Annotated in this window: 10 protein-coding genes and 2 rRNA genes; 9 read left to right on the plus strand and 3 right to left on the minus strand. The window is 36.7% G+C overall.

All coding sequences use genetic code 11. The features are described 5' to 3' along the window. Both KBF89_08000 and rrf read left to right on the plus strand, forming a co-directional pair. Window positions 1-1031 (plus strand): 23S ribosomal RNA (locus KBF89_08000); the annotation flags it as partial. Window positions 1032-1153: 122 nt separating this feature from the next. Continuing rightward, window positions 1154-1270 (plus strand): 5S ribosomal RNA (gene rrf / locus KBF89_08005). Window positions 1271-1612: 342 nt separating this feature from the next. On the opposite strand, the gene KBF89_08010 is transcribed toward rrf, so the two are convergent. Next, window positions 1613-2236: a DUF4352 domain-containing protein gene (locus KBF89_08010; protein ID MBP9116266.1), complete on the minus strand. Its 624-nt coding sequence runs from the start codon at window positions 2234-2236 to the stop codon at window positions 1613-1615. Between the two features lie 60 nt (window positions 2237-2296). Then, on the minus strand, window positions 2297-2668 hold the full coding sequence (locus KBF89_08015; protein MBP9116267.1) for a hypothetical protein: 372 nt from the start codon (window positions 2666-2668) through the stop codon (window positions 2297-2299). Window positions 2669-2962: 294 nt separating this feature from the next. On the opposite strand from KBF89_08015, the gene KBF89_08020 reads away from it, so the two are divergent. From KBF89_08020 to KBF89_08030, 3 genes are all read left to right on the plus strand, one after another. Continuing rightward, window positions 2963-3442, plus strand: a complete 480-nt coding sequence (locus KBF89_08020) for a thioredoxin family protein (GenBank protein ID MBP9116268.1) — start codon at window positions 2963-2965, stop codon at window positions 3440-3442. Between the two features lie 45 nt (window positions 3443-3487). Beyond that, the gene (locus tag KBF89_08025; protein MBP9116269.1) at window positions 3488-4213 is read left to right on the plus strand and encodes a cytochrome C biogenesis protein; all 726 of its coding nucleotides are present in this window, start codon (window positions 3488-3490) and stop codon (window positions 4211-4213) included. Between the two features lie 158 nt (window positions 4214-4371). Then, window positions 4372-4863: a hypothetical protein gene (locus KBF89_08030; GenBank protein ID MBP9116270.1), complete on the plus strand. Its 492-nt coding sequence runs from the start codon at window positions 4372-4374 to the stop codon at window positions 4861-4863. A 131-nt stretch (window positions 4864-4994) separates the two neighbouring features. On the opposite strand, the gene KBF89_08035 is transcribed toward KBF89_08030, so the two are convergent. Then, window positions 4995-6332 (minus strand): NAD(P)/FAD-dependent oxidoreductase, encoded by a 1338-nt coding sequence (locus tag KBF89_08035; GenBank protein MBP9116271.1) that lies wholly within the window; start codon window positions 6330-6332, stop codon window positions 4995-4997. Window positions 6333-6430: 98 nt separating this feature from the next. Here KBF89_08035 and KBF89_08040 point away from each other — a divergent pair, with 98 nt between their 5' ends. The 4 genes from KBF89_08040 to folE all read left to right on the plus strand — a co-directional run bounded on the left by KBF89_08040 (window position 6431) and on the right by folE (window position 11281). Then, complete coding sequence (locus tag KBF89_08040; protein MBP9116272.1) at window positions 6431-8068, plus strand: acetolactate synthase large subunit; 1638 nt, start codon at window positions 6431-6433, stop codon at window positions 8066-8068. Between the two features lie 10 nt (window positions 8069-8078). Further along, the gene (locus tag KBF89_08045; protein ID MBP9116273.1) at window positions 8079-9443 is read left to right on the plus strand and encodes an NAD-dependent succinate-semialdehyde dehydrogenase; all 1365 of its coding nucleotides are present in this window, start codon (window positions 8079-8081) and stop codon (window positions 9441-9443) included. A 238-nt stretch (window positions 9444-9681) separates the two neighbouring features. Continuing rightward, a complete protein-coding gene (locus KBF89_08050) occupies window positions 9682-10611 on the plus strand; it encodes a hypothetical protein (protein ID MBP9116274.1) in 930 nt (309 codons plus the stop codon). A 79-nt stretch (window positions 10612-10690) separates the two neighbouring features. Then, window positions 10691-11281, plus strand: a complete 591-nt coding sequence (folE, locus tag KBF89_08055; protein MBP9116275.1) for a GTP cyclohydrolase I FolE — start codon at window positions 10691-10693, stop codon at window positions 11279-11281. The last annotated feature ends 270 nt before the right edge of the window (window positions 11282-11551 follow it).

Below are 11551 nucleotides of genomic sequence, written 5' to 3' on the forward strand. Positions count from 1 at the left end.
CGCGAAGCTTCGAACTTAAGCCCCAGTGAATGGCGGCCGTAACTATAACGGTCCTAAGGTAGCGAAATTCCTTGTCGGGTAAGTTCCGACCTGCACGAATGGCGTAACGACTTGGCTACTGTCTCAACCGGAGACTCGGCGAAATTGCAATACGAGTAAAGATGCTCGTTTCCCGCACCAGGACGGTAAGACCCCGTGCACCTTTACTGCAACTTGATGTTGGGTTTGGGTATGAACTGTGTAGGATAGCTGGGAGACTGCGAAGCAGAGGCGTCAGCTTTTGTGGAGTCAACCTTGAAATACCAGCCTGTTCATATCGGAACCTCTCACCACAGGCCCTAGATCGGGTCTTGGGACAGCGTCAGGTGGGTAGTTTGACTGGGGCGGTCGCCTCCTAAAGAGTATCGGAGGCGTCCAAAGTTATACTCAGCCTGGTTGGCAATCAGGCGTCGAGCGCAAAAGTATAAGTATGATTGACTGCAAGACCTACAAGTCAAGCAGGGACGAAAGTCGGGTTTAGTGACCCAGCGGCAGCTTGTGGAAGCGCCGTTGATTAACGGATAAAAGGTACGCCGGGGATAACAGGCTCATTTTGCCCAATAGTTCACATAGACGGCAAAGTTTGGCACCTCGATGTCGGCTCGTCGCATCCTGGGGGTGTAGCCACTCCCAAGGGTTGGGCTGTTCGCCCATTAAAGCGGTACGCGAGCTGGGTTCAGAACGTCGCGAGACAGTTCGGTCCCTATCCGGTGTGGGCGTAAGAGATTTGAGGAAATCTGTTCCTAGTACGAGAGGACCGGAATGGACGTGGCTCTCGTGTGACAGTTGTCCTGCCAAGGGCATGGCTGTTTAGCGACCCACGGAAAAGATAAACGCTGAAAGCATCTAAGCGTGAAACTTGTTCCAAGATGAGATCTCTCATGTGGTTAACACAGTAAGACCCCTTATAGACCATGAGGTTGATAGGCCAGAAGTGTACGGACAGTAATGTTCTTAGCTGACTGGTACTAATCGGTCGAGGGCTTGAGTATTTTTCAAAATATCCGAAGGTGTTTGTGTTCGCTGTTGAATAGTTAAGACTGAAATCAGTCGAGTCACTTTGTCATCCTGAGGGAGCGAAGCGATTCGAAGGATCTCAGTTTCAACATAGGTCTCTGGTGATGATAGCGGAGAAGCAACACCTGTTCCCATTCCGAACACAGAAGTGAAGAGCTCCAGCGCCGATGGTACTTGGGGGGTTACCCCCTGGGAGAGTAGGTCGTCGCCAGGTTTTTATTTAAAAGTCCCTGAACATTAAATTGTTCAGGGACTTTTTATCGTTCAGGGTGCAGATATTCATTTATCTGGACCCTTTTTGTTTTGATACTTAATAATTGGTGTATTTAATCTATTTGCTATTTATAATAGGAACATATTATTCAAATTTGTTTTATGGATACTAATATTGCCATTATTAAATCTTGGAATAGGTTTTGGCTATGAGCCAGAGACAGTCAAACAATCATATCTAACATCTTTGATTGTAGTATTCATCGTAACATCAATTGCTTATCTAATATTAAACAGTTCGACTAAAAAAACTAAGTCTATTATTGAACCTATTATTTAACGTTTAAGGTAGCGGAACTTCAACCTTGAGTTCTGGTAACGAACCTCCACTGGCAAGCTTTGTAACTTCACGAACATACTCAAACTTTAGAGAATCGATCTTGTTACTAGGTACTTGGAAAGTTATCCACCCAGTTACGGTGTCTCCTCGGCTAATGCCAAGGCTAGGAAGTAAGTCTCTGCCGTTTTTAGCTGCGGTTTGTTTTAGATTGTACGATTGCTCTTTAAGGGATTCACCATTTGAAAGAATGATCCTAAAATCTCGTGGGGTAAGGCTCGAATAGTATGAACTGTTGTTTACACCTGTAATCTCAACCATAACTGGCACTGAGTCATCTTCTAGATAATCATTTGTATCTTCAGCAAAACTATCACCTCGCGTAATTTTGTTTACTGTAATGCTATATCCAAGATCTGGATCGCTAATTGTTTGCGATACTGCACGTTCACTTTTTTCGACTTCTCGTTTTTTTGGTTTCGTTTCTTCAACAAAAGAAGATTCATCTCTTGGTCTGTCTCTTGATCTTTCTTTATTAGATTCAGAATCTGAACTGCCACCCGAACATGCTCCAGTAACTAAGGCTAATGTTACTAGTACAGTTGCAAATTTTACTTTTTTTATCATCATAAATCCTTTCAAGGCTTATATTGTCTCGTCTAGCCAATTTGAAAACTTAAGTATAAAGAATTATTTAGAACACATTTCTTCAAGATGTTCTTTCCAGTTGACAGCTTCCCAACCTCTTTTTTCGCCTACTTGTTTGGCTATCGCTATGCTGTCTTGTACCCAACTTATTTGTACTGCAAATTCAGGAGTTATACCTTCAGAGGATGACAACCAGAATTTAAAGCCAAAGGTAACAGCTTTTAGAACATCATAAGAAGTACGAATTTCATCACCTATTTCTGCGAAGATATTTCCATCTTCATCGCCAGCCAATTCAACACCCCATTTGGCGCATAACCAAGCTCGTTCACCATCGTTTTCTGGGGATAATTCAATAACTACCTGACTATAAGATTTAAGATTTTCTTGTAGGTCTGGTGGCAAGATTTCCATCAAAGAATTGTAGAAAAATTCTGTTATCTCTGATAAGAATACAATGTTAAATATCGCTTTGTTAGCCATTTCGAATGTAGTTTTAACAATTTCATTGGATCTTGGATCTTGGATCTTGTATCGAAATTCAAAATGTAAAAGATGCCTTCAACGATTAGACCAGCAACACTGATTACTATCCAAAAAGTGGAATAATTCCATACAAAACTAAGTTAACATAATATAACGGAATCAATCACATCTATTTTGTGTATTCTTGCGTATAGATATTAGATAAAATAAATTGGAGAATTTATGAATAAGCGAAAAATAGGATATATATTAGCAGTTTCGGCAACTGTTATATTATCTATTCTCATACTTAGTGGATGTAGCAAAACAGCTAAATCGAAATCATCGTCGAATACAAAATCAAATAGCGTCGAAACAAGTTCACCAAATCAAAGCGATCAAGCAAGTGGTGTTGGAACTTATGATGATTACACTCCGCAAGCTTTAGCTGCAACAGCTTCAAGCGATAAAGTAGTTTTGTTTTTTCATGCAACATGGTGCTCAACATGTCAAGGAATCGATAAAGATATAAAAGCTAACTTGGATAGTATTCCGGGTGACGTCAAAATCTTTAAAGTTGATTACGACAGCGAAAAAGATCTAGAAAAAAAATATGGTGTAAGGCAACAGTACACCATGGTTCAAGTTGATAATTCAGGGAAAAAAATTGGATTGTGGACAGATAGTTTTTCGTTAAATGATATTTTGGATACAATTGCATAATTTGATTGCCAATAGTCGATTTAAAATTTTACAATCGAGGATATAATGCAATATGTATTCTTATCATTTATCGCTGGATTGTTAACTATTGTGTCGCCGTGTGTGTTGCCTCTTTTACCCGTTGTGCTGGCTGGGTCTTCGACAGAAAAAAACTGGAAAACTCCATTTGTAATTATTGCAAGTATGGCGGTTTCTATCTTTGCTTTCACTCTATTGTTAAAAGTAAGTACAGTATTCTTGGATGTAAATGAAAGCATTTGGCAAAATACATCTGGAGTACTAATCGTAATTGTTGGTGCAGCTTTAGTTTTTCCAAATATTTGGACATTTATTTCAATGAAGATCGGCTTACTCAAAAAAACTCACGAGTTGCAAAATGCAAGTTTAAAAAAAACAGGTGTTATCAGAAACATACTTTTAGGTGCTTCACTTGGTCCAATTTTTACTAGTTGTTCACCAACCTATGGAATAATTTTAGCAACAGTATTTCCTAGTAGTTATACTGTTGGGCTTCTTAACCTTTTTGTATATGTATTTGGTTTAGCGCTTATTCTAGGAGCAATTGCGATTGGTGGCCAAAGAGTTATTAAAAAAATATCATGGGCCTCAAAAAGTGATGGTTGGTTTAAGAAATCGCTTGGTGTATTACTTATTATTCTAGGGGTACTAATAGCGACTGGTTTAATTCGTGATCTTGAAACATGGTGGGCAAGTTCGAGTTTTAATTTTAATGATTTTGAGATTGATAAAATTAGAGAAATTAGAAAGTAGAAAATACGAGTTTAGAAAACCTATTCAGTTTCCTTCATCGAAAATTCTTCTTAAGTATAATCGTCATGAATTCATCATTAAGCATCATTTTTTATCTCAATAGCTATTAATGATATATATAATTATGCTACGATTAATTTTCTGACAAAGGTGGTCTTATGTATAAAAGAGTTTTAACATTCTCAATGGTAGTTCTTGCGTTGTTGCTTATGGCTGTAACATTTAGTAGTTGTGGGGGAGAATCAAAGAAAGAATCTTCAACAAATAACAAAGAATCTTCTACTAAAACAAAGATTGATGATATTGACGGTTTCTATAACTATAAATCAGATAAGTCAATTACTAAGCCACCTGCCAAAGGTATAACAATTGGTGATGGCCGAAAAGTAACTATTGAATACGATAAATCTAAAGGCGATATTCTTTCTTATCAATTGTTCTATGTTGATGATTCGGGATCAGTAATTGTTATGGGTGGTTCGACATTCGATGAAGACAAAGATGGTGACGGCGTTTATAACTGTGATCTAATAACATATACTTCAAATGCTGACGGTCAAGAAGGTTTCATGGAAATCACAACAGTATCATCAGATATGAAAAATGTTCAATTAGGTATGTATCCAGTTAAATTCAAAATTTCTAAATAACTAATTATAATTTGAGCATTCTCTTTATAACATATATTTGTAGGGTGTAACAATAACTTTTTTTCATTATAAGAATTAACAATACCAAAAAGTTTTTATCCTTTATTTGTTATTTAATTAAAACAATCTAGTTAGAACATAGAGCGCATGTCATCGCTAACAGTCGGAAATGCCATTATTGGAGCTTTTAATTGTTCTGTTGTCAGCCCGAGTTCGATAGCAAGACTAAAAATATTTATTATATCATCAACATGGTTGCCTATAAGGTGAGCACCAAGAACTTTGTTTGTTTTCTTTTCTACTAATACTTTACTTCTAGAGTATTTTTGATTGAGCCTTTTAGCATCGAACCACTTAGATGTATCATTATGTCTAACATCGAATTCGAGACCTTCATGCTTAGCTCTTACTTCATTGTAACCTACGCTAGCAACTGTCGGTGTGCTAAATAATACACTTGGCGTAGACAAATAGCTTGGTTGCATAACTTTGTCTCCAAGAATATTTTTGGCTACTATCGATCCCTGTATACTAGCAACAGGTGATAACGCAGGTCCAGCATCAGCACAATCACCTGCGGCATATATGTTTGGGTTAGAAACGCTTTGTAAATATTTGTTTACTTTCACACCACGACGTGTGTCGAATTCAACATTTGTTGCTTCGAGATTTAAATCTGAAATTGCTGGTGGACGACCAGCTCCGTGAATCACCTTGTCAGTTTCAAAATCATGTCCATCTTCTGTTCTTACTAAAAAAACTTTATTAGATTTTGTTATTTTCGATACCGAGCTATTAAGTACAATCTTAACGCCAACTTCCTTTGAGGCTTTTAATAATTCTTTGACCATATCTGAATCAAACATTGATAGCGGTTTATCATCAGAATGTAAAATAGTTACATCGGCCCCAAAACGTGAAGCAATGTGTGCAAGCTCAAATGATATATAGCCACCGCCAACAAAAATAATACGCTTTGGTAGTTCATCTAGTTCTAAAAAATCGTCACTAGTAATCATATGGTCAAAGCCTTCAATTGACAGTTTAGCTGGCTTAGCACCGACTGCAATGTGGATTTTATCAGCTCTAAGTGTTTGATCATTTACTTCAAGTGTCAAATCGCTTATGAATCGAGGACTAGCAGTGTAAATATCAATGCCAGCTTTAATTAATGCATTTTCTGTACGTTTGGGAACGCTTTCAGTAAAGCTGCGTTTAAAGTCAATTAATTGCAACCAGTTCATAATAGACTGATCTAAAATATTTAGTTCAGCTAATCGTCTATTAATGTCTGCGATTTCTGCTACACCAGCCAAAACTTTTTTTGGTATACAACCACGAACAGAGCAAGTGCCGCCGAATGGTCCTTCATTAATAACAGCAACATTTTTTCCTACTTTTTTTGCTGCTATAGCAACTTGGAATCCAGCACCGCCAGACCCAAGTACAATTATGTCATAAGATTTCATACCATCTCCTCATGCCTAATAGCCTTATCAATAGACTTTGCTATGGGTATCAACAATATAGTAGTTTGCTCAGTATACGAACAGAGAGTTCTTAAATGATGAATAAAATTAAAACAGCTGATGCAATTATTGAAGGTCTTGAAAATTCTGGTATAAAATATATATTTGGTGTACCTGGTGAAGAAAATTTAGATGTACTTGAGGCGATAAGAAAATCTAAAATAATAAAGTTCATACTTACGCGACATGAACAAGAAGCTGGTTTTATGGCCGCTACTATTGGGAGGCTAACTGGTATACCTGGAGTTGCTTTATCTACGCTAGGTCCTGGTGCAACAAATCTAGTGACTGCTGCTGCATACGCACAATTAGGGGGCATGCCATTACTAATGCTCACTGGTCAAAAGCCAATTAGGGAAAGTAAACAAGGTGCATTTCAAATTATCGACGTAGTAGATATGATGAAACCAATAACGAAATTTTCAAAACAGTTAGTTGAAGGCTCCTTTGCTTTTTCATATGTAAGAGAAGCTATCCGGCTCTGTACCGAGGAACGACCAGGTGCAGTACTACTTGAAATACCTGAAGATATTGCAGCGGAAAATATTGACTATAAACCGATTCCTATAAGCGAAGTGCGTCGGCCAATCGCAGCAGAAACGTCTATTAATAAAATTGTAGAATTACTAGTAAAAGCAAAACGACCACTAGTAGTTGTTGGAGCAGGGGCTAATCGAAAACGGACATCAAATATGCTCACAGATTTGATAACTAAATTTAATATACCTTTTGTTAATACTCAAATGGGTAAAGGTGTTATTTGTGAAAGTTTTACTGAATTCGCAGGCACTGCTGCTCTAAGTCAAGGCGATTATGTACACCAAAGCATCAGTAAATCTGATTTAATTATAAATGTTGGTCATGACATAGTTGAAAAACCACCATTTATAATGCAGGGCGCTCGAACAGTTGTACACATAAATTTTGCACCAGCGATCATCAACGAAATTTATTATCCGCAATATGAAGTTGTTGGTGATATAGCAAATGCGATAAGTCAATTAAATGCAAAATTAGACCTAGTTAAAGACAAGTTAGATTGGGATACCAGATACCATCTTGAATCTAAACGAAAGCTAGATGAATCATTTGCTATAGCGTTAAAAGGTGCGACAACAATAACACCACAGGTATTAGTAAGTGAATTGAGAAATAAGATCGCAGACGATGGCATTGTTACCTTAGATAATGGTATGTATAAAATATGGTTTGCGCGACATTATTGCGCAAAACAAGAAAATACTCTTCTACTAGATAATGCCCTAGCAACTATGGGTGCCGGATTACCTTCTGCTATCGCAGCCAAACTAGTACATCCTAATCGCCAAGTTGTCGCTGTTGTTGGTGATGGTGGTTTTATGATGAACTCACAGGCATTAGCAACAGCTTTAGCATTAGAGCAAAACCTAACGGTAATTATTTTAGAAGATAATTCTTACCAGATGATTCGATGGAAACAGCACAATGAAGGATTAGCTGATTTTGGATTAACATTTAATAATCCAAACTTTGTGGACTACGCTAAAAGTTATGGAGCGAATGCGATTTGTGTGAGTAAACCTAAAGAGTTTGTAGAAGCTTTAGAAGTGTTAGGACAATCATCAGGAGTGAATGTTATTGTTGTGAAATTTGATTATAGTAATAGTTCAGAATCTTTAAAAATATCTAATAAATAAGGAGTCGAATATGGCAATACGTTCAATTAACCCAACGACAGGAGAAATGCTCAAGGAATTTGAACCATTTAGTGAATCAGAATTAAATAAAAGACTAGAAATTTCCAATGATGCATTTAAAGAGTGGGGAACAATTAGTCTTGATGAACGTGCAAAGCATATGTTTTCTATTGCAAAAAAATTACATGAAAATGTAGATGAATATGCTGAACTTTTAACTACAGAAATGGGAAAGACTTTCGAACAAGCAAAAGCAGAAGTTGAAAAATCGGCATTAAATTTTGAACACTATGGCGAACATAGCGCATCATATCTATGTGACAGAAAAATAAATACAGATGGCAGCGAAAGTTTTGTTACTTACGAACCACTAGGTGTAATTTTAACGATCATGCCATGGAACTTTGCTTTTTGGCAAGCACTACGAATGGCTGCACCAATACTTATGGCAGGTAATACTGTTTTATTAAAGCATGCCTCGAATGTTCCACAAGCAGCCTTATTAATGGAAAAAATTATGCTCGATGCAGGTATGCCAGAGGGCGTATTTCAAACTCTACTGATTGAAACCTCTATGGTTAAAACTATAATAGAAAATGATTATATAAAAGGTGTGTCGCTTACAGGTAGCGAAAAGGCCGGGAGTATTGTTGGCGCCCAAGCTGGCAAGGAAATAAAACCAGTAGTATTAGAACTTGGAGGATCTGATCCTTCAATCATTTTAGAAGATTGCGATCTTGAATCTACTTGTGAAACTATTGCAAAGTCTCGTCTACAAAACAATGGCCAGTCATGTATAGGATCTAAACGTTTTATTGTTCTAGATGCTATCTATGATGAATTTCTAAAACAAATAAAATCAGTTTTTGAGAGCTATATTGTTGGTGACCCAATGGATCCAAAAACTATGATTGGCCCAATCGTCTCTGAAGACGCACTTAACGAGCTACTTGATCAAATTAAAAGAAGCGTCGATGCTGGAGCAAAAATACTGACTGGTGGTAAACGGATCGATCGCGAAGGTTATTTTATGGAACCTACAATACTGATTGATGTTACAGAAAATGTACCAAGTTATAGTGAAGAACTTTTTGGTCCGGTAGTTAGTATCATAAGGGTCAAGGATGATGACGAGGCAATAAGCGTTGCTAACGATACTCGCTTTGGTTTAGGAGCAAGCATATACACTAAAGATATAAAACGAGCTAAAACTTTAGTTCCACGTATCGAAGCTGGCTGTGTGTTTATAAATGGCTTGGTTAAAAGTGACCCACGCATGCCTTTTGGCGGAATTAAAAGATCTGGTATTGGTAGAGAACTTTCTGAAGAAGGAATCCGCGAGTTCACAAATATCAAAAGCGTATGGATTAAATAACTACAAATATCGCTATATAAACTTGATTTTAAACATATACAGTAGTGTATTATTGCTATTTTTAATTATGTTAATAGTGCATTAATGCAAAGTATTGCAAAATAATCAAGCTAATACTAAAATGGTACTATCATGCATAATAAGCACTATTGGTTCAAAAGTATAAAAGAGTCTAATAATTGTAATCTTTATGGTTATGTGACATATTTAAATTACATGAAATTAGATGGTCTTTAACATGTTAGGAAATATACCTTCTCAATCAATATCTCGCTTTGAAGATTTCTCTATTGATCCTTATTTAGATCTTTGGCCAACTCTCTCAGAGGATTCAGAAGTTGAAAACGGTATCCAATATGAGTCACGTAAACAATTGCTGTATTGGGGCGGTGGATGTATGTCTATGCGCTGGCCAGAAAGATATGGACCACAAGGAGACCTTGCAGACATTTTTGCTCAAGAATTACACGAATTGTTAGATAACTATCGTTGTAGAGAACTCGCGGACTTTATGTTTGAAATGGAATTCCCTAAACTGCGATCGAATATTCCTTTAGGGTCTCTTCCTACTATTCGCGCTAATTTCATTACGGAAAGAATTGTTGATGCTACTGTACAAGCAAGTCGATCTAATCGCTATCCTCATTTGGATAGCATAATAAACATAACTCCTGAGTTTGATCCACTACGCGGTTCTATAAGTACTAGTGGTGATACACAATTTTTAAACAATGGTATTCCTATATCAATTTATAATGTAGGCGATGAAGGTTCCTTAGCATTATATGACCCTAGGGCAGCTAAACATTTTGCTCCCTATCGTTTTGATGGAGTTAGATATACACTTTTGTTCGAACATACAAAAACAAGATATAATATACAAGTATTAAGAGATTTTGCATTATCACAAGGTGTTACAGATCAGCCTTTTCTACAAGTTACTGATTCAGGTTTGGCGCTTCCGTTGACCCATAACCCATCAGACGAAACTTTTGATTCAACAGCAGCATTAAGTGAACGGTACTTTTTAAAAGGTATTTTTGAAGCAGCGCAATTTGGAAGAAAGATCTCTTCTGAAAGATTAAAAGACTTACATGATCAAGTAGCTAGACTAAGAATGCTTAGTGATGGTTCAGGGCTTAGAAGTGTTTCATTGTTAATGTATTAGTTGAAAATATAAAACATAACTTTGAAACATACAGTGTTATATGATTCAAAAAATTTTATATCATGAGAAGGACTTTTAAATGAAAACTGAAAAAAAAACAAATTTAAATAAAATTGTGCAGGGCAATATTGATGTTGATTCTGCGACGATTGCAGCAGGTGAGATGTTGAAAGCTTTAGGTGTAGATCTTAGTGATCCATCTTTAAAATTAACGCCAGCAAGAATGGCGAATTCATATGCTGAAATGATAACACCTGTTGAATTTGAAATGACCACATTCCCTAACGACAATTTTTACGATGAGTTGGTATTAGTAAAAGACATTCCTTTCCATTCTATATGTGAACATCATCTACTTCCATTTATTGGAAGCGCGCATGTTGGTTACATACCCGACGACAAGATCGTAGGCATATCTAAGTTAGCTCGTATTGTCGAAAAGTTTTCGCGCGGTTTACAAGTCCAAGAACGATTAACTGCACAGATTGCCGATTTCATTCAAAGCGAATTAAACCCAAAGGGGGTAGGTGTGGTGCTAGTTGCTGAACATACTTGTATGTCTTTGCGTGGTGTTAAATCCATAGGAGCTGTCACTGTAACTTCTTCATTAAAAGGATTGATACGCGAGAGTGATAGATCAAGAGCAGAATTTTTTTCACTAACTAAATAATATAAATTTATGCATAATATTTAGTGAGTATTCTTTATTTATTTCATATATTATATCTGTAATTTTGATCTTAAGATCACCCATCGAGATATCTTTTATTTCTTCTATATAATCAATAATTAAGAAATTATATCTGTTAACATAGTATCAACTACAAAAGGAGTAGAAGATGAAAAAAATTAGAATTACAAAAATTACAAAAATGGCGATTATCGCATTAAGCCTTGTGAGTATTGCAGCGCTCTCTACAGCATGTGGATCGAGTAGCGA

It is taken from the genome of Acidimicrobiia bacterium, assembly GCA_018057765.1.
In the GTDB taxonomy this organism is placed as follows: domain Bacteria; phylum Actinomycetota; class Acidimicrobiia; order IMCC26256; family JAGPDB01; genus JAGPDB01.

What these genes read in the sequence shown, in the direction of transcription:
- KBF89_08040 (MBP9116272.1), top strand. Translation starts at nt 6,431, where the DNA reads ATGAATAAAATTAAAACAGCTGATGCAATTATTGAAGGTCTTGAAAAT.
- KBF89_08010 (MBP9116266.1), bottom strand. Translation starts at nt 2,236, where the DNA reads ATGATGATAAAAAAAGTAAAATTTGCAACTGTACTAGTAACATTAGCC.
- KBF89_08020 (MBP9116268.1), top strand. Translation starts at nt 2,963, where the DNA reads ATGAATAAGCGAAAAATAGGATATATATTAGCAGTTTCGGCAACTGTT.
- KBF89_08030 (MBP9116270.1), top strand. Translation starts at nt 4,372, where the DNA reads ATGTATAAAAGAGTTTTAACATTCTCAATGGTAGTTCTTGCGTTGTTG.
- KBF89_08015 (MBP9116267.1), bottom strand. Translation starts at nt 2,668, where the DNA reads ATGGAAATCTTGCCACCAGACCTACAAGAAAATCTTAAATCTTATAGT.
- KBF89_08025 (MBP9116269.1), top strand. Translation starts at nt 3,488, where the DNA reads ATGCAATATGTATTCTTATCATTTATCGCTGGATTGTTAACTATTGTG.
- KBF89_08050 (MBP9116274.1), top strand. Translation starts at nt 9,682, where the DNA reads ATGTTAGGAAATATACCTTCTCAATCAATATCTCGCTTTGAAGATTTC.
- KBF89_08035 (MBP9116271.1), bottom strand. Translation starts at nt 6,332, where the DNA reads ATGAAATCTTATGACATAATTGTACTTGGGTCTGGCGGTGCTGGATTC.
- KBF89_08045 (MBP9116273.1), top strand. Translation starts at nt 8,079, where the DNA reads ATGGCAATACGTTCAATTAACCCAACGACAGGAGAAATGCTCAAGGAA.
- folE (MBP9116275.1), top strand. Translation starts at nt 10,691, where the DNA reads ATGAAAACTGAAAAAAAAACAAATTTAAATAAAATTGTGCAGGGCAAT.